Genomic DNA, 24,136 nt, shown 5'->3' with positions numbered 1-24,136 from the left:
ATAGTAAGAGAACTCGATTTAAGGAGAAATATATGTCGGTTTCAGTAAAAGAAGTAATTGAGAAGCTTAGATTAGACATTGTCTATGGGGAGCCTGAATTACTTGAAAAGGAAATTAATACTGCAGATATAACGCGACCTGGTCTTGAAATGACAGGCTATTTTGATTACTATACTCCAGAGCGTATTCAATTGTTGGGGATGAAGGAATGGTCTTATCTGATCAGTATGTCTTCTCACAACCGTTATACTGTTTTGAAAAAAATGTTCCTACCAGAAACACCTGCGGTCATCGTTGCCCGTGGTTTGGTGGTTCCAGAGGAAATGTTGAAGGCTGCTAGAGAATGTAAAATTGCGATTTTAACTAGTCGTACAGCAACCAGTCGTTTGTCTGGAGAACTATCTAGCTATCTTGATTCACGTTTAGCGGAACGTACAAGTGTACATGGGGTCCTAATGGATATCTATGGTATGGGTGTTTTGATTCAAGGTGATAGTGGAATCGGTAAGAGTGAGACAGGTTTAGAACTAGTTAAACGTGGTCACCGTTTGGTAGCAGACGATCGGGTAGATATCTATTCTAAGGATGAAATGACTCTCTGGGGTGAACCTGCTGAAATCTTGAAACATCTGATCGAAATTCGTGGAGTAGGGATCATCGATGTCATGAGTCTATACGGTGCCAGTGCCGTTAAGGATTCTTCACAAGTTCAGCTAGCTGTTTATTTGGAAAATTATGATACAAATAAGACCTTTGATCGCTTAGGAAATAATGCTGAAGAACTAGAAGTTTCTGGAGTTACCATTCCACGTATCCGCATCCCAGTTAAAACAGGGCGCAATATTTCTGTTGTTATCGAGGCGGCAGCTATGAATTATCGTGCAAAAGACATGGGCTTTGATGCGACGCGTCTGTTTGAAGAAAGATTGACGAAATTAATTGAAAAGAACGAGGTGCAAAATGATTGATCCAGTTGCTTTTCAAATAGGTCCATTTGCCATTAGATGGTATGCACTTTGTATCGTTTCAGGCCTTATCTTAGCGGTATATTTGGCAAGTAAAGAAGCTCCTAAAAAGAAAATCTTATCAGAAGATATTCTGGACTTTATCTTAGTGGCTTTCCCTTTGTCAATCATCGGCGCGAGACTTTACTATGTTATTTTTAAATTTGACTATTATAGCCAACATTTAGGGGAGATATTTGCTGTCTGGAATGGTGGTCTTGCTATTTACGGCGGTCTAATTACCGGAGCGATTGTACTTTATATTTTCGCAGACCGTAAATTAATCAATACCTGGGATTTCTTGGATATTGCAGCTCCGAGTGTAATGATTGCTCAGAGTCTAGGACGTTGGGGGAACTTCTTTAACCAAGAAGCTTACGGAGCAGTTGTAGAAAACCTTGATTATTTACCTGGTTTTATTAAGAATCAGATGTATATTGATGGTTCTTATCGTCAACCAACCTTCTTATACGAATCTATCTGGAACCTGATTGGGTTTGCTTTAATTGTTATTTTTAGACGCCGATTAAATGGCATTCGTCGTGGTCATATCACAGCCTTTTACTTAATTTGGTATGGTTTTGGACGTATGATTATTGAGGGAATGCGTACAGATAGTCTCATGTTCTTTGGACTTCGAGTATCTCAGTGGTTGTCTGTTCTATTAATTGGACTTGGTATTTATATTATCGTTTATCAAAATCGGAAAAAAGCACCATTTTATAATGTAAAAAAGGAGAATTAAAATGTTAGAAGTTGCTTATATTATTGTGGCTATTGCCTTGATTGTATTTATTGTTTATTTGATTATTACCCTTCAAAAAGTTGGACGTGTAATCGATGAAACTGAAAATACTGTTAAAACGCTAACTTCAGATGTAAATGTTACTCTACATCACACAAACGAACTTCTTGCCAAGGTCAATGTTCTTGCTGATGATATCAATATCAAAGTTGCAACCATTGATCCACTCTTTACAGCAGTTGCAGACCTTTCTGTTTCTGTCTCTGACTTAAATGAGCAGGCTCGTGTCTTGAGTAAAAAAGCATCATCTGCAGGTTCAAAAACATTAAAGACTAGTGCAGGCTTATCTGCCGTTCGTATTGCAAGTAAGTTTTTCAAAAAATAAAAAGGAGATAACTCATGGGTAAATTATCATCAATCCTTTTAGGAACTGTTTCAGGTGTAGCTGTTGCTTTGTTTCTAACAAGTGAAAAAGGGAAACGTGTTACTAGTCAAGCACAAGACTTTATTGAAGATCTGAGAGAAGATCCAGAATATGCTAAGGAACAAGCTCTTGAAAAATTGACAGAAGTCAAAGAACAAACCAGAGATTTTGTTCTAAAGACAAAAGAACAAGTAGAATCAGGCGAAATTACTTTGGATTCAGTTCTTGAAAAATCTAAATCTTTAGCTCAACAAGCGACTGAAGCTTCAAAAGAGACCTTGAACAATCTCAAGGAACAATTGGAAGAAAAAGTAGTTGTTGAAGACCCAGAAGACGGTCAAGAAATCATCATCGAAATCGAAGAAGATTAAAATAGAAATCACCATTTTTGATTCCCTTAGAGTCGGAGATGGTGATTTTTTTATTGAGGGAAGTCTTTGTGGTATAATAAATACTATGCAGAAGAAACCAACATCAGCTTATGTGCACATTCCATTTTGCACACAAATCTGTTATTATTGTGACTTTTCTAAGGTCTTTATTAAAAATCAACCAGTAGACAGCTATCTAGAACATCTACTGCAAGAATTTCATTCTTATGACATTCAGAAGTTGCGTACTCTCTATATTGGGGGAGGTACACCGACAGCCTTGTCTGCGCCACAGTTAGAGGTGCTTCTGGATGGATTGACTAAAAACTTAGATTTGTCAGTCTTAGAAGAATTAACCATTGAGGCTAATCCTGGTGATTTGGATGAGGATAAGATTGCAGTTTTGAAAAATTCAGCAGTCAACCGTGTTTCATTGGGCGTCCAAACCTTTGATGATAAAATGCTGAAAAAAATTGGTCGTAGTCATTTAGAGAAAGATATCTATGAAAATATAGATCGTCTCAAGTTAGCAGGGTTTGATAATATTTCCATTGACTTGATCTACGCTCTTCCTGGTCAGACTATGGACCAGGTCAAGGACAATGTTGCCAAGGCCATCGCTCTTGATATACCTCATATGAGCCTTTATAGTTTGATTCTAGAAAACCATACGGTCTTTATGAATCGTATGCGTCGTGGGAAATTACCACTTCCTAAAGAAGAAGTAGAAGCTGAAATGTTCGAATATATCATTGCTGAATTAGAGCGTGCTGGTTTTGAGCATTATGAAATTTCAAATTTTTCAAAACCTGGCTTTGAAAGTCGTCACAATCTTATGTACTGGGATAATGCTGAGTATTATGGTATAGGTGCAGGTGCGTCTGGCTATGTAAACGGTGTTCGCTATAAAAACCATGGGCCAATCCGCCATTATCTAAAGGCAGTAGAAGAAGGCAATGCTCGCATCAATGAGGAACACCTGAGTCTAAGGGAACAAATGGAAGAAGAGATGTTTCTTGGACTTCGCAAGAATACAGGAGTTTCAAAAGCAAGATTCGAAGAAAAATTTGGCACATCTTTTGAAAATTTATATGGTCAAGTTGTAAGAGATTTATGTCATCAAGGTCTTTTACAAGTAGAAGGTCAACAAATACGAATGACAAAAAAAGGTCTCTTTTTAGGAGATACAGTAGCAGAACGATTTATATTGGAGTAGAATTATGGGCTTAACTTATCAAATGAAGATGAAAATTCCTTTTGATATGGCTGATATGAATGGCCATATCAAGTTGCCAGATGTTATTTTGTTGTCCCTGCAAGTATCAGGAATGCAATCAATTAATCTAGGAGTGAGTGACAAGGATGTTTTAGAACAGTATAATCTAGTCTGGATTATCACTGATTATGATATCGATGTGATTAGACTTCCTCGGTTTGCTGAGGAAATCACAATTGAAACGGAAGCCTTGACTTACAATCGTCTATTTTGCTACCGCCGATTTACTATTTATGATGAAGATGGTCAAGAAATCATTCGCATGGTAGCTACCTTTGTCCTTATGGATCGTGAGAGTCGTAAGGTCCACCCTGTAGAACCAGAAATTGTCGCTCCTTATCAATCTGAGTTTTCTAAGAAACTCCTTCGCGGGCCAAAATACGCAGAGCTGGAAGAAGCGATTAGCAAAGATTACCATGTTCGTTTTTACGACTTGGATATGAATGGCCACGTCAATAACAGCAAATACCTAGACTGGATTTTTGAGGTCATGGGGGCAGATTTCCTAACCAATCATATTCCTAAAAAAATCAACCTCAAGTATGTCAAGGAAGTTCGACCAGGTGGTATGATTACTTCTAGTTACGAATTGAATCAACTAGAAAGCAATCACCAAGTCACAAGTGATGGCGATATCAATGCTCAGGCAAAGATAATTTGGCAAGAAATTAACACAGATTAGAAAGTAATATATGACTTATAAAGGCTATTTAATTGATTTAGACGGTACAATTTATAAAGGAAAAGATAGAATTCCAGCGGGAGAAGCTTTTGTTCACGAGCTGCAGAAAAGAGAGATTCCCTATCTTTTTGTAACAAACAACACTACTCGTACACCTGAAAGTGTCCAAGAGATGTTGGCAAATCAGTTTAATATCGACACACCTGTATCGACAATCTATACTGCAACCTTAGCGACCATTGATTACATGAATGACCTGGGACTTGAAAAGACCGTTTATGTGATTGGAGAAGCAGGGCTCAAGGAAGCTATTCAAGCAGCTGGTTATGTTGAAGATAAAGAAAATCCAGCCTATGTGGTTGTAGGCTTGGACTGGCAAGTTGACTATGAAAAATTTGCTACTGCAACCCTAGCTATCCATAAAGGGGCTCATTTTATCGGCACCAATCCAGATTTAAATATTCCAACAGAACGTGGACTTTTACCTGGTGCTGGTTCACTGATTACTCTTCTTGAGGCAGCAACTCGCGTAAAACCAGTTTATATTGGAAAACCAAACGCGATTATTATGGATAAGGCTGTTGAACACCTAGGACTTGAACGCAAAGAAATTGTCATGGTGGGGGATAATTATCTTACTGATATTCGAGCTGGTATTGACAATGGGATCCCTAGCCTTTTGGTGACGACAGGATTTACAAAACCTGAAGAAGTAGCGGATTTACCAATCGCCCCAACCCATGTCCTCTCAAGTTTAGCGGAGTGGAATTTCGATGAAAACTAAATTTACTTTTGTAGGAAGTCTTCTCTTTCTCCTCTCGCTTGCAATTTTATTGACCATCTACCTGTCTTGGTTGGTTTACCCTCTGGAAATTTCTTGGTTAAACTTGACTAGTCGTGTTCATGTCCAACCTCAGACCATCCAACATAACTTTAATGTTTTGATGGATTATTTGACCAATCCATTGAGTCAAGTATTAGCAATGCCAGATTTTCCTTCGTCTGCTTCTGGAATTCACCACTTTGTGGTTGTAAAGGGACTCTTTCACCTAGCGCAAGGAGTAGCAATCGTAACTCTACCGATTTTCTACCTTTTTTGGAAGCAAGTCATTCAGAAAGGTTTTCTGTCTCTATATCGCAGGGGTCTCTTGATTATGCTGTCTTTACCTTTGGTTCTTGGTTTAGTTGGCGTCTTCATTGGTTTTGAACAATTCTTTACCTTGTTTCATCAGATTCTATTTGTAGGTGATGATACCTGGCTTTTTGATCCCGCTAAAGATTCGGTCATTCTTATTTTACCAGAGGATTTTTTCCTGCATGCCTTTCTCCTATTTTTCTGCTTGTATGAGTTAATTTTTGGATTCGTTTATCTACTAAGTTGGAAAAAATTACCGAAAAGAGAATAAATGCATAAAAATGTTTTAAAAATTTTACGAAAAACTTATTTTTCTTTAAAAAGTAGGTTTTTTTACGGAAATAACTAGTCAAGCGCTTTATTTTTTTGTATAATAGAGTTAGAAAAGTATGCAAAGTAGAGAATAGCATGATTACACTATTTTTATCACCGAGTTGTACATCATGTCGTAAGGCAAAGGCCTGGCTTGATAATCATAAAGTGCCTTTCCAAGAGCACAACATTATGACCAGTCCTTTATCAAGAAAAGAATTGCAACACATTCTTTCCTTGACCGAAAACGGTACCGATGACATCATTTCAACTCGTTCAAAAATTTTCCAAAAGTTAAATATCGATGTGGAAAGTATCTCGGTGACAGAGTTGCTTAATTTAATTGAGCAATATCCTAGTCTTTTGCGTCGTCCAATCATCATTGATGATAAACGTATGCAGATTGGCTTTAATGAAGATGAGATTCGTGCATTTCTTCCTCGTAGTTATCGTAAGCAAGAATTGAAAGAAGCTACATTAAGAGCTGGTATTAATTAGATGAATAAACAGTATAGTTACCCACTAGATTTGTCGTGGAGCACTGAAGAACTTGCTTCAGTGCTTTCTTTTTTTAATGATGTTGAAGCTGCCTATGAGACACAGGTAGATGCTAAGAAACTATTAGATTCCTACAAGGTATTCAAGTCAGTTGTGCCTAGCAAGAGCGAAGAAAAACGTTTGGGACGTGAGTTTGAATCAGTTAGTGGATACTCTTTCTACCGTGCAGTCCAGTTGGCCAAAGAAAAAGGAGAAGGGAAGATTTCACTTGGAAAATAAATTTACATTTGCCAAAGAAATTGTCAGGGAAGCTGGGGAATACATTCTCCAGCATATGAAAGAAGATCTCCATGTTGAGAAAAAGTCTTCCCCTACAGATTTGGTAACTAAGTTAGATAAAGAAGTTCAAGACTTACTTATTAAAAGAATCCGTTCTCGCTATCCAGATGATCTATTTTGTGCAGAAGAAGGCTGCGTGCGTGCAGCAGTAGGACAAGGTTCTGTATGGATTATTGATCCTATTGATGGAACCAACAACTTCGTAGCACAAGGTGAAGATTTTGCTGTTATGCTGGCCTATTTTGAGGATGGTGTTGGTAAGTTTGGTATTATTTATGATGTTATGAAGGGTGATTGTTACCATGGTGGAGGAGACTTCCCGCCCTGTCGCAATGACGAACTTTTACCACTCTTTAAAAAGAAACCCTTGAGAGAATTTTTGGTAGCTGGTAATTCTGGAATGTTAGCGACTAACGAATGGGGCTTAGCGGATTTGGGAAATGCTGCACTTGGGACACGAGTTTATGGCAGCGCCGCTATTAGTTTTGCTAAGGTGCTGTCAGGTCGACTTTTAACTTATATCACTTATTTACAACCTTGGGATTATGCGGCTGCAAGTATTCTAGGTGAGAGTTTGGGTTATAAGGTTTTTACGATTGCTGGCGAGGAAGTCGATTTTCAAACACGACAGGCCGTTATGATGGTGCCAGTCGAGATGAAAGATGAGATTCAATCCTATATCTATGAAAGGAAATAAACCTACATGCAATTTCCGGATGGATTTGTAAAAAAATACGAAACAATATTGGGAGATGAGGCAAGAGCTTTTCTTGCCTCTTTTGATGATGAGGCTGTTTCTGCTTTTCGTATCAACCCTTTAAAAGAAAGACAGCTTTCTTTTTCAGATGCTATTCCCAATACACCCTGGGGCTACTATGGGAAGGTTTCAGGGAAATCACCAGAACATGTAACTGGCTTGGTCTATTCACAAGAACCTGCCGCACAAATGGTCGCTCAAGTAGCCCAGCCAAAGCCAGGTATGAAGGTCTTAGACTTGGCAGCGGCTCCCGGTGGGAAATCCACTCAACTGGCCTCCTATCTTGCAGGAGACGGTCTTCTTGTTTCAAATGAGATTTCAAGCAAACGGTCAAAGATTTTAGTTGAAAATATGGAACGCTTCGGTGCGACTAATGTCGTTGTGACCAATGAATCTGCAGACCGTTTAGCCAAGGTTTTTAAAGGCTATTTTGACCTGATCGTTTTAGATGCACCTTGCTCAGGTGAAGGGATGTTTCGTAAACAACCTGACGCTATGGATTATTGGAGTGTCGATTATCCTAGCCAGTGCGCTAGTTTACAACGTGAAATTTTAGCAGATGCTGTTACCATGTTGGCTGATGGTGGTCGACTAGTCTATTCAACCTGTACCTGGGCGCCAGAAGAAAACGAAGAAATCGTCCAATGGTTACTGGATAGCTATCATTTTGAATTAGTTCCAATCCAACATATCAATGGAATGGTACCTGGGATTGATTTACCTGAAACAGCTAGAATGTACCCTCATCACTTTAAGGGAGAAGGTCAGTTCGTGGCTCATCTTCAGTTTAAAGGTCAAAACAAGACTGGGAAGTTTAAACCTTCTAAATCCAACCTATCTCGTGAACAGATTTCCTTATGGCAGGATTTTGAGAAAAAACACCTTAAAGAAAAACTGACCGGTGTCCTACAAGTTTTTGGAGACCAGCTTTATCTCTTGCCAGAAGTCCTACCTGATATAGGAAAACTCAAGATAGCTCGTAATGGTCTTCATCTTGGAACTTTTAAGAAAAAACGTTTTGAACCAAGTTTTTCTCTTGGCTTAGCTTTAAAACCAAGCCAAGTCAAGCAAGGAATCGAAATTCATCAAGAAGACTTTGTCAAATATGTGGCTGGTGAAACGGTCCAATTAGCTGAAACTCTTCCAAATGGTTGGTACCAAGTTTTGGTTGGTGGAAATGGTCTAGGTTTTGCAAAAGTAACCGGAAATACCTTGAAGAATTATTTTCCCAAGGGCTTGAGGTTTCAGGTGAAAAACTAGTCAAAAACTGTATTCTATGTTATAGTGGAAGTATGGATTTTCCCTGAAAACAATAGAAAATAAGGGCAAAAATTCAAGCTATTCATCATTATTTTCAAGGAGACAAATAGTGAAAAAATTTAAAAAACTCACCATCTCTCTTGCAACTCTTTTACTTGCTGGTTCGTTAGCAGGATGTGCAAGTTGGATTGATCGTGGGGAGTCTATGACGGCTGTCGGTTCAACTGCCCTTCAACCTTTAGTCGAGGCGGCAGCAGATGAGTTTGCGTCAGCTCACATCGGTAAAACAGTCAATGTTCAAGGTGGTGGATCTGGTACTGGACTATCTCAAGTTCAGTCAGGTGCAGTTGATGTTGGGAACTCTGATGTGTTCGCTGAAGAGAAAGATGGTATCGATGCGTCCGCGCTAGTTGACCATAAGGTTGCTGTTGCTGGATTAGCTGTTATCATCAACAAAGAAGTAGATGTTGATAATCTTACGACAGAACAACTTCGCAAAATTTTTACAGGTGAAATTACCAACTGGAAAGAAGTCGGCGGTAAGGATTTAGCTGTTTCTATTATCAACCGTGCTGCGAGCTCAGGTTCTCGTGCTACCTTTGACAGTGTGATTATGAATGGTCAGTCAGCGGTACAAAGTCAGGAGCAAGATTCAAACGGTATGGTGAAGTCCATCGTTTCCCAAACACCTGGAGCTATTTCCTACCTAGCTTTCGCCTATGTTGATGATTCTGTTGGGACCATCAAACTTAACGGCTATGAACCAATTTCAGAGAATGTAACCACTAACAATTGGCCTTTGTGGTCTTATGAACACATGTATACACTTGGTGAGCCAAATGAATTGGTTGCCGAATTCTTAAACTTTGTTCTTTCGGACGAAGCGCAAAATGGAATTGTTAAAGGTATGGGCTATATTTCTGTTAAGGAAATGAAGGTCGAAAAAGATGCTGTAGGTACTGTGACAGCGGTAGAAGGGAGCCAATAATGAATCAAGAAGAATTATCAAAAAAATTGCTCTCTCCTTCAAAAAACTCTCGTCTTGAGAAATTAGGAAAAGGGCTAACCTTTGCCTGCCTTTCTTTGATTGTTATCATTGTTGCTATGATTTTGATTTTCGTGGCTCAGAAAGGCTTATCGACCTTCATTGTTAATGGTGTGAATATCTTTGATTTTCTTTTTGGTGCAACTTGGAATCCGTCAGGTAAACAATTTGGTGCCCTTCCAATGATTCTAGGTTCCTTTATCGTGACCATCTTATCAGCTCTGATTGCAACACCATTTGCCATTGGCGCTGCAGTCTTTATGACAGAAGTGTCACCAAAAGGAGCCAAGATTTTGCAACCGGCTATTGAACTCTTAGTTGGGATTCCTTCAGTAGTTTATGGATTTATCGGATTGCAGGTCGTAGTACCATTTGTACGTACTGTCTTTGGTGGAACAGGTTTTGGTATTTTATCAGGGATTTTCGTTCTCTTTGTTATGATTTTGCCGACTGTAACCTTCATGACAACAGATAGCCTACGTGCAGTTCCTCGTCACTACCGTGAAGCTAGTTTAGCCATGGGAGCTACTCGTTGGCAAACTATCTGGCGTGTAACCTTGAAGGCTGCTCGTTCAGGTATTTTTACGGCAGTAGTCTTCGGAATGGCGCGTGCCTTTGGTGAAGCCCTGGCTATTCAGATGGTTGTTGGTAACTCAGCAGTTGTTCCAACTTCATTGACGACACCAGCAGCGACTCTGACATCTGTTTTGACCATGGGAATCGGTAATACCGTTATGGGAACTGTTGATAATAATGTTCTTTGGTCACTGGCCTTAGTATTGCTTTTGATGAGCTTGGCCTTTAACAGTGTGATTAAATTGATTACAAAAGAGAGAGGAAAGAAAAACTATGCACGCTAAGAAATTAGATAAACTTGCAACAGCTGTCCTCTATACCATCGCAGGAATCATTGTGACCATTCTAGCTTCCTTGATTCTTTATATCTTGGTTCGAGGCTTACCTCATGTTTCTTGGTCTTTCTTGACAGGAAAATCATCTTCTTATCAAGCAGGTGGCGGTATTGGAATTCAGCTTTATAATTCCTTTTTCCTTTTGGTGATTACCTTATTTATCTCTGTACCTCTATCAATGGGGGCTGGAATTTTCCTAGCAGAGTATGCTAAAAAAGGTCGGATTACAAATTTTGTCCGTACCTGTATTGAAATCTTGTCTTCTCTACCATCCGTTGTTGTAGGTCTCTTTGGTTACCTCATCTTTGTAGTCCAGTTCGAGTATGGATTTTCCATTATTTCAGGTGCCTTGGCTTTGACCGTCTTTAATCTTCCACAGATGACTCGTAACGTTGAAGACAGTTTGAAACACGTTCACCATACGCAACGTGAAGCTGGTTTGGCGCTTGGACTTTCTCGTTGGGAAACAGTCCTTCATGTCGTTATTCCTGAAGCCCTACCTGGTATTGTAACGGGAATCGTGCTTGCTTCAGGTCGTATCTTTGGTGAGGCTGCAGCCCTTATCTACACAGCGGGTCAATCTGCGCCAGCTCTTGACTGGTCTAACTGGAATGTTCTCAGCGTAAGTAGTCCAATCTCAATCTTCCGTCAAGCAGAAACCTTGGCTGTCCATATCTGGAAAGTCAACAGTGAAGGAACTATTCCTGATGGAACTTTGGTTTCAGCAGGTTCTGCAGCGGTGCTCCTAATCTTTATCTTGATCTTTAACTTTGGAGCACGTAAACTCGGAAGCTATCTACATAAGAAATTAACGGCAGCCTAAAGGAGAAGCCATGTCAAAATATAATTGGGATGAAAGGCATATCATTACTTTTCCAGAAGAAAAAGTGGCCCTCTCTACGAAGGATTTACATGTTTACTACGGTAAGAATGAATCCATCAAGGGCGTGGATATGCAATTCGAAAAAAATAAAATTACGGCCTTGATTGGTCCATCAGGTTCTGGGAAATCAACCTACCTACGCAGTCTCAATCGTATGAATGATACCATTGATATTGCTAAGGTTACAGGACAAATTCTCTATCAAGGAATTGACGTTAACCGTCCTGAAATCAATGTTTATGAAATGCGTAAACACATCGGAATGGTTTTCCAACGTCCAAACCCATTTGCTAAATCAATCTACCGCAACATTACCTTTGCACATGAACGTGCAGGAGTTAAGGACAAGAAGGTCCTTGATGAAATTGTAGAAACCTCACTTCGCCAGGCTGCCCTCTGGGACCAGGTCAAAGATGACCTTCACAAGTCAGCCTTGATGCTTTCAGGTGGTCAACAGCAACGTCTCTGTATCGCTCGTGCTATTTCTGTAAAACCAGACATTCTCTTGATGGATGAGCCGGCATCAGCCTTGGATCCGATTGCGACAGCTCAGCTAGAGGAAACCATGCTTGAGTTGAAGAAGGACTTTACCATCATTATCGTGACCCACAGTATGCAACAGGCTGCGCGTGCGAGTGATTACACTGGATTTTTCTACTTGGGTGATTTAATTGAGTACGATAAAACGTCAAACATTTTCCAAAATGCCAAGCTACAATCTACCAATGACTATGTAACTGGACACTTTGGTTAGAAAGGAAACAGTATGACAGAACCGATTTTACAGGTTAAAGACCTGTCTGTTTATTACAACAAAAAGAAGGCCTTGAATAGTGTTTCCTTATCATTCCTACCCAAGGAAATTACAGCACTTATAGGACCGTCAGGGTCTGGGAAATCAACACTTCTTAAGGCTATTAACCGAATGGGTGACCTTAATCCTGAAGTGACGACAACTGGATCAGTGGTTTATAATGGGCACAATATCTATAGTCCGCGTACCGACACGGTTGAATTACGTAAGGAAATCGGGATGGTTTTCCAACAACCCAATCCATTCCCAATGTCTATCTACGAAAATGTTGTTTATGGACTAAGAATTAATGGAGAGAAAGACAAGCAAGTCTTGGATGAAGCTGTGGAGAAAGCTTTACAGCGTGCTTCAATCTGGGATGAGGTCAAGGACCGCTTGCATGATTCAGCTATTGGACTTTCAGGTGGACAACAACAACGTGTTTGTGTAGCCCGTGTATTGGCGACTAGTCCAAAGATTATCCTTTTGGATGAGCCGACCTCAGCCTTAGACCCTATTTCAGCTGGGAAAATCGAAGAAACACTATATAGTCTTAAGGACAAGTACACCATGCTATTGGTTACTCGTTCCATGCAGCAAGCATCTCGAATCTCTGATAAAACAGGCTTTTTCCTCAATGGAGATTTGATTGAATTTAACGATACCAAGGAAATGTTCCTCTATCCACAACATAAGGAAACAGAAGATTACATTTCAGGTAAATTTGGATAAGGAGAAAAAGATGTTACGATCTCAATTTGAAGAAGATTTAGAGAAATTGCATAACCAATTTTACGCTATGGGACAAGAAGTTCTTTCCCAAATCAATCGTACTGTACGTGCTTTTGTCACTCATGACCGTGACTTGGCTAAAGAAGTCATCGAGCAAGACGCAGAAGTCAATGAATACGAATTGAAACTTGAAAAGAAATCATTTGAAATCATTGCCCTTCAACAGCCAGTATCACAAGACCTACGTACAGTTCTAACAGTTCTAAAGGCTGTTTCAGACTTGGAACGTATGGGGGACCACGCAGTATCCATTGCTGAGGCAACCATTCGTATGAAGGGTGAACAACGCATCCCAGCAGTCGAAGAAGAAATCAAAAAAATGGGACGTGATGTTAAAGATTTCGTAGAAACAACCCTTGAACTTTACCTAAACGGATCCGTTGATAAGGCCTATGAAGTTGCAACCATGGATGAAAAAATCAACCATTATTTTGAAAATATTCGTGATTTGGCAACTGAAGAAATCAGAAAGAATCCAGATGCTATTGTCACAGGTCGTGATTACTTCCAAGTGATTTCATACTTGGAGCGCATCGGTGACTATGCAAAGAATATCTGTGAATGGGTTGTTTACTTTGAAACAGGTAAAATTGTAGAATTGTAAAATTGATTAAATATACAGAAAAAGGAGCCGAATAATGAATAAAAGCTTCTTTTTTTGTTTAAGAAAATGAAAAAATAAATAAATATTAAATTCACACTTGACAAACGAGGTTTGCCGAGTTATAATTATACAAAATTGACAGAGAGGTTGTTTATTTATGAAATTTAAAAAATGGATATTTGTCTTATGTAGTTTTCTTGCAAGTTTCTTTTTAGTTGCTTGCCAATCATCTAGCTCAAGCTCACAGTCTGCAGTAGAGGCAATCAAACAAAAAGGTAAATTAGTGGTCGCAACTAGCCCAGACTATGCACCATTTGAGTTTCAAGCACTTGTGGATGGCAAGAACCAAGTCGTCGGTGCTGATATTGATATGGCACAAGCTATCGCTGACGAACTTGGAGTGAAATTGGAAGTTTCAAGCATGAGTTTTGATAATGTCTTGACCAGCCTTCAAACAGGGAAAGCAGATCTGGCCATTGCGGGAATCAGTGCAACTGAAGAAAGAAAAGAAGTCTTTGATTTCTCAATTCCTTACTATGAGAACAAGATTAGTTTCCTAATCAGAAAAACTGATCTTGAAAAATACAAAGATTTGGATTCTCTAGAAAGTGCAAATATTGCAGCTCAAAAAGGAACTGTTCCTGAATCTATGGTCAAAGAGCAACTTCCTAAAGCGCAGTTGACTTCATTGACAAATATGGGTGAAGCTGTTAATGAACTTCAATCAGGTAAGGTTGATGCTGTTCATATGGACGAGCCAGTAGCACTCAGCTATGCAACAAAAAATGCTGACTTGGCTGTCGCAACAGTAAGCTTAACTATGAAAGAAGGCGAAGAAAATGCAGTTGCTATCAAGAAAGGCAACTCAGATTTGAAGGAAGTAGTTGATAAGGTTATTCAAAAACTAAAAGATGACGGTACTTATCAAACATATCTTGAAAAAGCCGCTAAATTAACAGAAGTAGAACAATAAAAAAAACAGAGGCTGGGACAAAAGTCCTAGCCTCTCAATTGTCATTGGATTATCAAGCAAGACGCAGTGGTTGAGTGGGCTCTACTACGCTGATTTCATCAGCTTTTACAGCCTTACTCAACTGTGCGGAGGTGGGACGACGAAATCGAATTCTAACGAATTACCGATTTCTGTCCCACTCTCTGTTTTTAAGTAATTTAATGTTGTTTCAAGATTTTCTAAAGGAACCTTAGCAAATTGATAAGGGCAAGTCTCAATGTAGGACGATTCGAAAAAGTCTAGATTTAAAGAGCTATGTTTGAGGCTTGCAATCTTAGGATAGTTCCTGAGATCAAGCAAAAGTCCATCATGGAGAGGATAGTTTGGTAGGGAAAGGGGATAAGATTTTAATAGCTTATGAATGAAGTCTTGACTTTTCTCTTGTAGTGCCAATCTTGCTACTCTATTTTTTTCAAATAGTTGACTATCAATATAGAGTGATAAAGCCTTTTGCATAATGAGGTTGTTATCATAGTCCAGAATGTTTTTATAAGAGACAAAAGCATCTTTCATAACATTTGGAAGTATGAGAGCAGTGATTCGAAGTGCGGGGAAAATACTTGTTGAAAAAGACTTGATGTAGATGACCAAATCATTTTGGTCCAAATAATGAAAGGTTTGTCCCATTTTAGGATCTAGATCTCCCAGATAATCATCTTCAACGATATAAATTTGATATTTGGCTGCTAGATCAAGGATAGCACGTTTCTCCTCTTCAGAATATGAATGACCCAGAGGATAGTGGAATCGAGGAATGGTGTAGAAAAATTTAATGTTACCACTTTTAAAATGTTTCTCAAGTTCTTTCAGGTCAATGCCATCCACGCGACGCTCAATGGTTTGATAGGGAAGATTTTGAGCCAGCAGAAGTTGGTTCATTCGGTGATAGGTTGGTTGTTCGACCAGTATTTCTTGGCCCTTACCTGGAAAGTCAATTTGAGAAAGAATAAACAGTGCTTGCTGGGTTCCAGTTGTCATGACTAATTGGTCGGGTTTACTATAGATAGCTTGCTCAAACAGTAGTTTCTGAACAGACTTTCGTAATTCTTCCAACCCCTCTTGGTGTTCATAGTAGTTGTAGAGATAATTTTCTCGACCGATCAAGCTTTCATTGACACAAAGACGAAAATCATCATAGGCAGCAGCATGTTCGTCATTGACCGAGATAACGAGGTCTTCGTGGCTAGCTTGTTGTTCTAAAACATAATAGCCACTTTGAGGTTTGGAGTAAATGTATTTCTCGTATCGGAGTTCCAAAAGTGCACGCAGCACAGTATCTTTACTGCAGTGGAAGTCTTGACTGAGTTTTCGGATAGAAGGTAGACGACTTCCTGTTTGAAGTTTTCCTGATTCAATCTCTTCTTTTAGATAGTGAACAACTTGTTCGTACTTACTTTCTTGCTTCATTCCAGACCTCTCTTGATTTTGTTACATTGTACCTTTTTTTTAGACTTTTGACAATGTTATACTCTTCGAAAATCAAATTAAAACCGCGTCAGCGTCGCCTTGTCGTATATATGTTACTGACTTCATCAGTTCTATCCACAACCTCAAAACAGTGTTTTGAGCAACCTGCGGTTAGTTTCCTAGTTTGCTCTTTGATTTTCATTGAGTTTTAAACGGCAGTCTAGCGTTCAATTCTAAGAAGAAATATGATATACTTAGAAAGTAAAATTTTCAAAGAAGAGTGAGATGATAAAGGTGCAAGAACCAGTTAAATTATTCCAATATAATACTTTGGGAGCCTTGATGGCAGGACTTTACGGCGGGACTATGACAGTTGGTGAGTTACTTGAACATGGAGATTTAGGGCTAGGAACCTTGGACTCTATTGATGGGGAGTTAATTGTCTTAGATGGTAAAGCCTATCAAGCTAAGGGTTCAGGTGAGAAGCCTGAAATCGTTGAAGTTTCACCAGATGCACTGATTCCTTATGCGGCAGTTGTACCCCACCAGGCAGAAGTTATTTTCCGCCAGCGTTTTGAAATGACTGATAAGGAACTAGAAAAACGTATTGAGTCCTACTATGATGGAGAAAATCTTTTCCGTTCGATTAAGATTCATGGTGATTTTAAACACATGCATGTTCGCATGATTCCAAAATCGACAAGCGAAACGAAATTTGCTGAGGTTGCGACTCATCAGCCTGAATATAGCTGTGACAATGTCTCTGGGACTATCGTTGGATTCTGGACACCTGAAATTTTCCATGGTGTCAGTGTCGCAGGCTATCATTTGCACTTTATTTCAGATGACCTAACCTTTGGTGGTCACGTCATGGACTTTGTCATCAAGGAAGGAATCGTAGAGGTTGGAGCTGTCGATCAGTTGGATCAACGTTTCCCTGTCCAGGATCGTCAGTACCTCTTTGCTAAGTTCAATGTTGATGAGATGAAAAAAGATATCGATCAAGCTGAATAAAAGGAGAAAAGTATGAAAATTCATGTAATAATCACAATGATAGCTTTATTTGTATTTCTCATAGCTGCCATTTGGTTCTCAAAAAAGAAGTACAAGATTAACCTTTCAGTTTTAGGACTTGGGGCAGTTGCATTTTTTGTCTCATCTCAAGTACTGGAGAAAATTGTTCACCTTATAGTTCTTCATCCACAAAAGGATGGGACAGTTCCACTCATGACGGAAAATCCCCTTCTCTATGTGATTTACGGGATCTGTATGGCTGCTTTGTTTGAAGAAACGGCCCGACTTGTCTTCTTTAAATGGTTAGAGAAGAAGAGAGCTTTGGAAGATTCGGATGCCCTCGCCTATGGACTTGGTCATGGTGGCTTGGAATTGCTCTACCTCGGAATGGGAAGCTTGATTAGTCTTTTGATCCTCTTTTCGTTATTAGAGTCTTCAAATCCAGATTTGGCAACTCTCCTTCCCAAAAATACACTTGAAACAGTACAATCTCTATCTGTATGGCAGGTTTATTTACTCGGAGTTGAGCGTGTGCTTGCTCTTGTTATGCAAATTGGTCTCTCTTTCTGGGTTTATCAAGCAGTCCGTCAAAAGAATTGGATTTATCTAGTAACTGCTTATGGTTTACATGCCTTCTTTGATCTGGCTCCGAGTCTATCTCAGGTTGGTTGGATTTCAAATCCGCTTCTTGTTGAAGGATTGTTAGCAGTGGAAGTTGTTCTATTTGTATACTTTACAAAAACTATCTTGTATAAAAAATAATCATGCAAAAGAGGTCTGACCTCTTTTTTACTTGTGTGAATAAAAAAGATTTTCAAATCGTCGAAAAAAATCGCTAAAAATGGTATAATGGAATGAATTTTATAAAAGGATAAGAAAGATGACTGTATTAGAAAAATTAAAAGAAACCTTAGAAGGAATTGATATTCGATTCGATGAGCCATTGAAAACTTATACCTATACCAAAGTCGGAGGGAAGGCAGATTACTTAGCTTTTCCTCGCAATCATTATGAGATGGCCCATGTGGTTAAGTTCGCTAATCAAGAAAATATCCCATGGATGGTTCTTGGAAATGCCAGTAATATTATCGTCCGAGAAGGCGGAATTCGTGGCTTTGTCATTATGTGTGACAAGCTCAATAATGTTTCCGTCGATGGTTACACCATTGAAGCAGAAGCGGGAGCTAACTTGATTGAGACCACTCGTATTGCTCTACGCCATAGTTTGACAGGATTTGAGTTTGCCTGTGGAATTCCAGGAAGCGTCGGTGGAGCTGTCTTTATGAATGCTGGAGCCTATGGAGGTGAGATTTCCAATATTTTGCAATCTTGCAAAGTATTGACCAAGGATGGGGAAATCGAGACTTTATCAGCCAAGGACTTAGCCTTTGGTTACCGTCATTCAGCTATTCAAGATTCTGGAGCAGTAGTATTATCAGCTAAATTTGCACTATCTCCAGGGAATTATGAGACGATTAATCAAGAAATGGAACGTTTGACCCACCTTCGAGAACTCAAACAACCTTTGGAATATCCATCATGTGGTTCTGTCTTTAAGCGTCCAGTCGGGCATTTTGCAGGACAATTGATTTCAGAAGCTGGTTTGAAGGGCTACCGTATCGGTGGTGTCGAAGTCTCAGAAAAACATGCAGGCTTTATGATTAATGTAGCCGATGGGACTGCAAGAGATTATGAAGACTTAATTGAGTCTGTCATTGAAAAAGTTAAAGAACATTCAGGTGTTACCCTTGAGCGAGAAGTTCGTATCTTGGGTGAACACGAATAACATTATTATTAAACATTATACAAAGATTGGGATTTTATCGCTAGATATGGTTTGGGTCAATTCCTTACAGTCATTGCTAGCATTTAACAAGGTCCCAATCTGTTAATTTACGAAGAAAAAGGAATTTATAGGAATTGAAAAAACCAATTATCGAATTCAGAAACGTTTCTAAAGTTTTTGAAGATAGTGACACTAAGGTTCTCAAGGATATTAACTTTGAGTTGGAAGAAGGAAAATTTTATACACTGCTAGGAGCTTCTGGTTCAGGAAAATCAACCATTCTCAATATTATCGCGGGTTTGCTAGACGCAACGACGGGTGATATTTTGCTGGATGGCGTAAGAATCAATGATATCCCGACCAATAAACGTGATGTTCATACGGTCTTCCAGTCTTACGCCTTGTTCCCACATATGAATGTCTTTGAAAATGTTGCCTTTCCATTGCGATTGCGAAAGGTCGATAAAAAAGAAATCGAAAAACGTGTCTTAGAAGTTCTCAAGATGGTACAGCTTGAAGGATATGAAAAGCGTTCTATCCGTAGGCTATCTGGAGGGCAACGTCAGCGTGTAGCTATTGCGCGTGCGATTATCAACCAGCCTCGAGTGGTGCTCTTGGATGAGCCCTTGTCAGCACTTGACTTGAAGTTGCGGACAGACATGCAGTACGAACTACGTGAACTGCAACAACGCTTGGGCATCACCTTTGTTTTTGTTACCCACGATCAGGAAGAAGCTCTGGCCATGAGTGACTGGATTTTTGTCATGAATGACGGTGAGATTGTTCAGTCTGGGACACCAGTTGATATCTACGACGAGCCAATCAACCACTTTGTTGCTACCTTCATAGGGGAGTCAAATATCTTGCCAGGAACCATGATTGAGGACTACTTGGTCGAGTTTAACGGCAAACGCTTTGAAGCGGTCGATGGTGGGATGAAGTCAAATGAACCGGTCGAAGTCGTCATTCGTCCAGAGGACTTGCGCATTACTCTGCCAGAAGAAGGAAAACTTCAAGTGAAGGTCGATACGCAGCTCTTCCGTGGGGTTCACTATGAGATTATCGCCTATGACGAACTTGGTAATGAATGGATGATCCACTCAACTCGTAAGGCCATCGTTGGTGAGGAAATCGGTCTGGACTTTGAACCAGAAGATATCCATATCATGCGTCTCAATGAAACAGAAGAAGAGTTCGATGCTCGTATCGAAGAATACGTAGAAATCGAAGAGCATGAAGCAGGTTTGATTAACGCTATTGAGGAGGAAAGAGATGAAGAAAACAACCTCTAAACTCTTTGTAGTGCCCTACATGCTTTGGATTGCCCTCTTTGTATTGGCACCCCTGGTCTTGATTTTTGGACAATCATTTTTCAACATCGAAGGTCAGTTTAGTTTAGAAAACTATAAATCCTATTTTGCGTCACAAAACTTAACCTATCTCAAAATGAGCTTCAACTCTGTTCTCTATGCAGGGATTGTAACTCTAGTGACGCTTCTTATCAGTTATCCAACAGCCCTCTTTTTGACTCGTCTCAAACACCGTCAACTCTGGCTCATGCTAATCATCTTGCCAACCTGGATCAACCTTCTCCTTAAGGCATATGCCTTTATCGGGATTTTTGGTCAAAACGGCTCTATTAATCAATTCCTAGAATTTATCGGAATTGGTTCTCAGCAGTTGCTATTTACAGATTTCTCATTTATCTTTGTTGCAAGCTACATCGAGCTTCCATTTATGATTTTGCCAATCTTCAATGTCTTGGATGATATGGATAACAATCTCATCAATGCCAGCTATGACCTCGGTGCGACCAAGTGGGAAACCTTCCGTCATGTCATCTTCCCTCTGTCTATGAATGGGGTGCGAAGCGGAGTTCAATCTGTCTTTATCCCCAGCTTGAGTCTCTTCATGTTGACACGTTTGATTGGAGGGAACCGCGTTATCACGCTGGGAACGGCTATTGAGCAGAACTTTCTAACCAATGACAACTACGGTATGGGTTCTACCATCGGGGTGATCCTTATCCTGACTATGTTCATCACCATGTGGGTGACCAAGGAAAGGAGAGAACGATGAAAAAATTATCGAATCTATACCTAGCCTTCGTCTTTATCGTCCTCTATCTGCCAATCTTCTACTTGATTGGTTATGCCTTCAATGCTGGGGACGATATGAATAGTTTTACAGGTTTTAGTTTAGCTCATTTCCATGCTATGTTTAGCGATGGAAGACTCATGCTGATCCTGGTACAGACATTTTTACTAGCCTTTCTATCAGCCTTGATTGCGACTATTATTGGGACTTTCGGTGCTATCTACATCTATCAATCACGTAAAAAGTACCAAGAAGCCTTTCTATCTCTCAATAACATTTTGATGGTTGCACCAGACGTTATGATTGGTGCCAGCTTCTTGATTCTCTTTACTCAGCTCAAGTTCTCTCTTGGTTTTCTGACAGTGTTGTCCAGTCACGTAGCCTTCTCGATTCCTATCGTAGTGCTTATGGTCTTGCCACGATTGAAAGAGATGAATGGGGATATGATTCATGCGGCCTATGACCTTGGAGCTAGTCAGTTCCAGATGTTTAAGGAAATTATGCTCCCTTACCTAACGCCTTCTATCATCGCAGGTTACTTTATGGCTTTCACCTATTCCTTAGATGACTTTGCTGTGACCTTCTTTGTAACGGGGAATGGATTTTCAACCCTCTCAGTCGAGATTTACTCTCGGGCTCGTAAGGGAATTTCGCTAGAAATTAATGCTCTTTCAGCCTTGGTCTTTCTCTTTAGTATTATCCTAGTTGTCGGATATTACTTCATTTCACGTGAGAAGGAGGAACAAGCATGAAACGACTCTATTCATTTTTAGCAGGAATTTTAGCCATTATCCTTGTCTTATGGGGAATTTCTTACCATCTTGATAGTAAAATCAATAGCCGTGATAGTCAAAAACTGGTTATCTACAACTGGGGAGATTATATCGATCCAGAACTTCTAGAAAAATTTACAGAAGAAACAGGGATTCAAGTCCAGTACGAAACCTTTGACTCCAACGAAGCCATGTACACGAAAATCAAGCAGGGTGGGACAACCTATGATATTGCCATCCCAAGTGAGTACATGATCAACAAAATGAAGGACGAAGACCTCTTAGTTCCATTAGATTATAGTAAGATCGAGGGAATTGAGAATATTGGTCCAGAATTTCTAAACCAGTCCTTTGACCCAAACAATCAGTACTCTATCCCATACTTCTGGGGAACTTTGGGTATTGTCTACAATGAAACCATGGTGGAAGAAGCACCTGAGCATTGGGACGACCTCTGGAAACCAGAATACAAGGATTCTATCATGCTTTTTGATGGGGCGCGTGAAGTACTTGGGGTAGGTCTTAACTCACTAGGCTATAGCCTCAACTCAAAAGATTCTCAACAACTATCACAAACGGTTGATAAACTCTATGAGCTGACTCCTAATATTAAGGCAATTGTAGCCGATGAGATGAAGGGTTACATGATTCAGAACAATGCTGCTATCGGTGTGACCTTCTCAGGGGAAGCTAGTCAGATGTTGGAAAAGAATCCTAATCTCAAATATGTTGTACCGACAGAAGCAAGCAACCTCTGGTTTGATAACATGGTTATTCCTAAAACTGTCAAGAACCAAGATGCAGCCTATGCCTTCATCAACTTCATGTTGAAGCCTGAAAATGCTCTTAAGAATGCAGAGTATGTCGGCTATTCAACACCAAACAATGCTGCTAAGGAAATGCTCCCAGAGGAGACAAAAGAGGACAAGTCCTTCTATCCAGATGCAGATACAATGAAACACCTCGAAGTTTATGAGAAGTTTGACCATCAATGGACAGGAATCTACAGTGACCTCTTCCTACAATTTAAGATGTATCGGAAGTAGAAGTATATAAAATAAAAACGAATCAGTAAATCTGGTTCGTTTTTTGAATAGATCGTAATTTGTATAACTGTTTATTTTTACTATCCTATTTGCTTATTTTATTTCCTAGTAGTATACTAATCTTATCATAATAGAAAGCGGAAACAAATCATGAAAATGTCTACTTTTTTCAAAAAAAGTTACTGGCCAACCTTTTTGATTGTTGACCAAACAATTATACTATTCCATTTAAAGGATGGCTTGGATCGGCAATATCTAACAACTGATTCCATACATTTGGTGATAGGGTTCTTTATATTTGCAAATATTTTCGTAGCTATCTTTAGCAATTCGAAAATGTGGGATAAAAGTTGGGATAAAAAGAGTGATAGCAGTAAGAAAAAATATATCCTGAAAAAGTCATCAGGGATATAGGGAGTTGGTTATTTAAATGAGGATTATTTCCAGTTGACGCAAGCTTAAAAAAACGTTATAATAAGAGAGTTGAGAATTGATTTTCTCTCCATCTTAGACCAGAGAAATGGCGGTGCTGCGAGCCATCTAAGATAGAAAATCATGCTACTCAATCTAACAATTGCATAAGAACGAAAGAATGACAAGTTCATTGAATGAAGGTGGTACCGCGGTTTTTCGCCCTTCGTGATATGGATTTGTCTTTTATTTTTGGAGGTGTTTATGAGAACATTTCTTGTCAAACAGAAATTTCGCCTAGGTGGTGAACGTTTTGATATCAAGGATGAGTTGGGCAATGTCGCCTATCAGGTTGAAGGTTCATTTTTTAAGATTCCTAAAACTTTTACCATCTATGATGTTGCTGGTGAACAGGTCAGTGAGATTAGTAAGGAAGTCTTAACTTTCCTACCTCGTTTTGAAATTCAACTGAGTAACGGCGATAGTTTTTATATCCGGAAGAAGTTGACGTTCTTTAGAGATAAGTATGAATTTGACAATCTCGGTCTTCGTATCGAAGGAAATGTCTGGGATTTGAATTTTAAATTGCTGGACGATCGTGACCAAGTAATTGCGGAGATTGCTAAGGAACTGTTCCATTTAACCTCGACTTATACCGTGACCGTCTACGACGAATCTTATGCAGACCTAGTCATTTCCCTCTGTGTCGCTATCGACTATGTAGAGATGCTAGAAAGCCAATCAGATTAAAAAAGGAGA

29 protein-coding genes are annotated in these 24,136 nt (G+C 39.5%); 28 read left to right on the top strand and 1 reads right to left on the bottom strand.

Annotated features, from left to right (window positions below; all coding sequences use genetic code 11):
- Positions 1 to 32: 32 nt before the first annotated feature.
- The 19 genes from hprK (at position 33) to ACLNCS_RS00815 (ending at position 14,804) form a co-directional block, all read left to right on the top strand.
- Entirely contained in the window at positions 33 to 968 is a 936-nt protein-coding gene (gene hprK / locus ACLNCS_RS00905) for an HPr(Ser) kinase/phosphatase (protein WP_074324899.1), read from the top strand.
- On the top strand, positions 961 to 1,749 hold the full coding sequence (gene lgt, locus ACLNCS_RS00900; RefSeq protein WP_074324898.1) for a prolipoprotein diacylglyceryl transferase: 789 nt from the start codon (positions 961 to 963) through the stop codon (positions 1,747 to 1,749). Before hprK ends, lgt begins: the two co-directional genes overlap by 8 nt.
- A 1-nt stretch (position 1,750) precedes the next feature.
- Positions 1,751 to 2,134, top strand: a complete 384-nt coding sequence (locus tag ACLNCS_RS00895) for a DUF948 domain-containing protein (RefSeq protein ID WP_024053556.1) — start codon at positions 1,751 to 1,753, stop codon at positions 2,132 to 2,134.
- 14 nt (positions 2,135 to 2,148) lie between these two features.
- A complete protein-coding gene (locus ACLNCS_RS00890; RefSeq protein ID WP_074324897.1) occupies positions 2,149 to 2,544 on the top strand; it encodes a YtxH domain-containing protein in 396 nt (131 codons plus the stop codon).
- Positions 2,545 to 2,629: 85 nt separating this feature from the next.
- A complete protein-coding gene (gene hemW, locus ACLNCS_RS00885) occupies positions 2,630 to 3,760 on the top strand; it encodes a radical SAM family heme chaperone HemW (protein ID WP_074324896.1) in 1,131 nt (376 codons plus the stop codon).
- 4 nt (positions 3,761 to 3,764) lie between these two features.
- A complete protein-coding gene (locus tag ACLNCS_RS00880; protein WP_424846747.1) occupies positions 3,765 to 4,502 on the top strand; it encodes an acyl-ACP thioesterase domain-containing protein in 738 nt (245 codons plus the stop codon).
- A 10-nt stretch (positions 4,503 to 4,512) separates the two neighbouring features.
- Positions 4,513 to 5,286, top strand: a complete 774-nt coding sequence (locus tag ACLNCS_RS00875; protein WP_074324894.1) for a TIGR01457 family HAD-type hydrolase — start codon at positions 4,513 to 4,515, stop codon at positions 5,284 to 5,286.
- Entirely contained in the window at positions 5,276 to 5,908 is a 633-nt protein-coding gene (locus ACLNCS_RS00870; RefSeq protein WP_074324893.1) for a TIGR01906 family membrane protein, read from the top strand. Before ACLNCS_RS00875 ends, ACLNCS_RS00870 begins: the two co-directional genes overlap by 11 nt.
- 137 nt (positions 5,909 to 6,045) lie before the next feature.
- On the top strand, positions 6,046 to 6,447 hold the full coding sequence (locus ACLNCS_RS00865) for a Spx/MgsR family RNA polymerase-binding regulatory protein (RefSeq protein ID WP_006148218.1): 402 nt from the start codon (positions 6,046 to 6,048) through the stop codon (positions 6,445 to 6,447).
- Positions 6,448 to 6,726, top strand: a complete 279-nt coding sequence (locus ACLNCS_RS00860) for a UPF0223 family protein (RefSeq protein ID WP_004252549.1) — start codon at positions 6,448 to 6,450, stop codon at positions 6,724 to 6,726. It begins immediately after the preceding gene.
- Positions 6,716 to 7,483: an inositol monophosphatase family protein gene (locus ACLNCS_RS00855; protein WP_004252551.1), complete on the top strand. Its 768-nt coding sequence runs from the start codon at positions 6,716 to 6,718 to the stop codon at positions 7,481 to 7,483. The genes ACLNCS_RS00860 and ACLNCS_RS00855 overlap by 11 nt, the downstream gene beginning before the upstream one ends.
- 6 nt (positions 7,484 to 7,489) lie before the next feature.
- Positions 7,490 to 8,803, top strand: a complete 1,314-nt coding sequence (locus ACLNCS_RS00850) for an RsmF rRNA methyltransferase first C-terminal domain-containing protein (RefSeq protein ID WP_424846743.1) — start codon at positions 7,490 to 7,492, stop codon at positions 8,801 to 8,803.
- 109 nt (positions 8,804 to 8,912) lie between these two features.
- Positions 8,913 to 9,791, top strand: coding sequence for a phosphate ABC transporter substrate-binding protein PstS (locus ACLNCS_RS00845; RefSeq protein ID WP_424846741.1), 879 nt, complete (start codon positions 8,913 to 8,915; stop codon positions 9,789 to 9,791).
- Positions 9,791 to 10,708 carry a phosphate ABC transporter permease subunit PstC gene (gene pstC, locus ACLNCS_RS00840; protein ID WP_004252555.1) on the top strand — a complete coding sequence of 306 codons (918 nt, stop codon included), beginning with the start codon at positions 9,791 to 9,793 and terminating at the stop codon, positions 10,706 to 10,708. The genes ACLNCS_RS00845 and pstC overlap by 1 nt, the downstream gene beginning before the upstream one ends.
- Positions 10,698 to 11,582, top strand: coding sequence for a phosphate ABC transporter permease PstA (gene pstA, locus ACLNCS_RS00835; protein WP_004252556.1), 885 nt, complete (start codon positions 10,698 to 10,700; stop codon positions 11,580 to 11,582). Before pstC ends, pstA begins: the two co-directional genes overlap by 11 nt.
- 10 nt (positions 11,583 to 11,592) lie before the next feature.
- Positions 11,593 to 12,396, top strand: coding sequence for a phosphate ABC transporter ATP-binding protein PstB (gene pstB, locus ACLNCS_RS00830; RefSeq protein ID WP_004252558.1), 804 nt, complete (start codon positions 11,593 to 11,595; stop codon positions 12,394 to 12,396).
- A gap of 12 nt (positions 12,397 to 12,408) precedes the next feature.
- Positions 12,409 to 13,167 (top strand): phosphate ABC transporter ATP-binding protein PstB, encoded by a 759-nt coding sequence (pstB, locus tag ACLNCS_RS00825; protein WP_004252559.1) that lies wholly within the window; start codon positions 12,409 to 12,411, stop codon positions 13,165 to 13,167.
- Positions 13,168 to 13,177: 10 nt separating this feature from the next.
- A complete protein-coding gene (gene phoU, locus ACLNCS_RS00820; protein ID WP_004252561.1) occupies positions 13,178 to 13,831 on the top strand; it encodes a phosphate signaling complex protein PhoU in 654 nt (217 codons plus the stop codon).
- 157 nt (positions 13,832 to 13,988) lie between these two features.
- Positions 13,989 to 14,804 (top strand): ABC transporter substrate-binding protein, encoded by an 816-nt coding sequence (locus ACLNCS_RS00815; RefSeq protein ID WP_004252563.1) that lies wholly within the window; start codon positions 13,989 to 13,991, stop codon positions 14,802 to 14,804.
- 117 nt (positions 14,805 to 14,921) lie between these two features.
- Here ACLNCS_RS00815 and ACLNCS_RS00810 read toward each other — a convergent pair whose 3' ends face one another.
- Complete coding sequence (locus tag ACLNCS_RS00810) at positions 14,922 to 16,250, bottom strand: PLP-dependent aminotransferase family protein (RefSeq protein WP_074324890.1); 1,329 nt, start codon at positions 16,248 to 16,250, stop codon at positions 14,922 to 14,924.
- A gap of 285 nt (positions 16,251 to 16,535) precedes the next feature.
- Here ACLNCS_RS00810 and budA point away from each other — a divergent pair, with 285 nt between their 5' ends.
- From budA to ACLNCS_RS00765, 9 genes are all read left to right on the top strand, one after another.
- Positions 16,536 to 17,264, top strand: a complete 729-nt coding sequence (budA, locus tag ACLNCS_RS00805; RefSeq protein ID WP_424846732.1) for an acetolactate decarboxylase — start codon at positions 16,536 to 16,538, stop codon at positions 17,262 to 17,264.
- Between the two features lie 12 nt (positions 17,265 to 17,276).
- Positions 17,277 to 18,026 carry a YhfC family intramembrane metalloprotease gene (locus ACLNCS_RS00800; protein WP_070678062.1) on the top strand — a complete coding sequence of 250 codons (750 nt, stop codon included), beginning with the start codon at positions 17,277 to 17,279 and terminating at the stop codon, positions 18,024 to 18,026.
- Positions 18,027 to 18,144: 118 nt separating this feature from the next.
- Positions 18,145 to 19,050 carry a UDP-N-acetylmuramate dehydrogenase gene (gene murB, locus ACLNCS_RS00795; RefSeq protein WP_070678065.1) on the top strand — a complete coding sequence of 302 codons (906 nt, stop codon included), beginning with the start codon at positions 18,145 to 18,147 and terminating at the stop codon, positions 19,048 to 19,050.
- Positions 19,051 to 19,184: 134 nt separating this feature from the next.
- The gene (locus ACLNCS_RS00790) at positions 19,185 to 20,342 is read left to right on the top strand and encodes an ABC transporter ATP-binding protein (protein WP_424846729.1); all 1,158 of its coding nucleotides are present in this window, start codon (positions 19,185 to 19,187) and stop codon (positions 20,340 to 20,342) included.
- Positions 20,323 to 21,129, top strand: coding sequence for an ABC transporter permease (locus ACLNCS_RS00785; RefSeq protein ID WP_000754114.1), 807 nt, complete (start codon positions 20,323 to 20,325; stop codon positions 21,127 to 21,129). Before ACLNCS_RS00790 ends, ACLNCS_RS00785 begins: the two co-directional genes overlap by 20 nt.
- Entirely contained in the window at positions 21,126 to 21,899 is a 774-nt protein-coding gene (locus ACLNCS_RS00780; RefSeq protein WP_424846726.1) for an ABC transporter permease, read from the top strand. Before ACLNCS_RS00785 ends, ACLNCS_RS00780 begins: the two co-directional genes overlap by 4 nt.
- Positions 21,896 to 22,966: an ABC transporter substrate-binding protein gene (locus ACLNCS_RS00775; RefSeq protein ID WP_424846724.1), complete on the top strand. Its 1,071-nt coding sequence runs from the start codon at positions 21,896 to 21,898 to the stop codon at positions 22,964 to 22,966. Before ACLNCS_RS00780 ends, ACLNCS_RS00775 begins: the two co-directional genes overlap by 4 nt.
- Positions 22,967 to 23,116: 150 nt before the next feature.
- A complete protein-coding gene (locus tag ACLNCS_RS00770) occupies positions 23,117 to 23,380 on the top strand; it encodes a hypothetical protein (RefSeq protein WP_025170558.1) in 264 nt (87 codons plus the stop codon).
- A gap of 261 nt (positions 23,381 to 23,641) precedes the next feature.
- The gene (locus tag ACLNCS_RS00765; protein ID WP_004252577.1) at positions 23,642 to 24,127 is read left to right on the top strand and encodes an LURP-one-related/scramblase family protein; all 486 of its coding nucleotides are present in this window, start codon (positions 23,642 to 23,644) and stop codon (positions 24,125 to 24,127) included.
- Positions 24,128 to 24,136 lie beyond the last annotated feature (9 nt).

This window comes from Streptococcus sp. CL9.43, from assembly GCF_049737935.1.
Taxonomy (GTDB): Bacteria; Bacillota; Bacilli; order Lactobacillales; family Streptococcaceae; genus Streptococcus; species Streptococcus infantis_I.
Note: the sequence above shows the minus strand (reverse complement) of the source record. Positions and strands in the feature narration are given on the sequence as shown.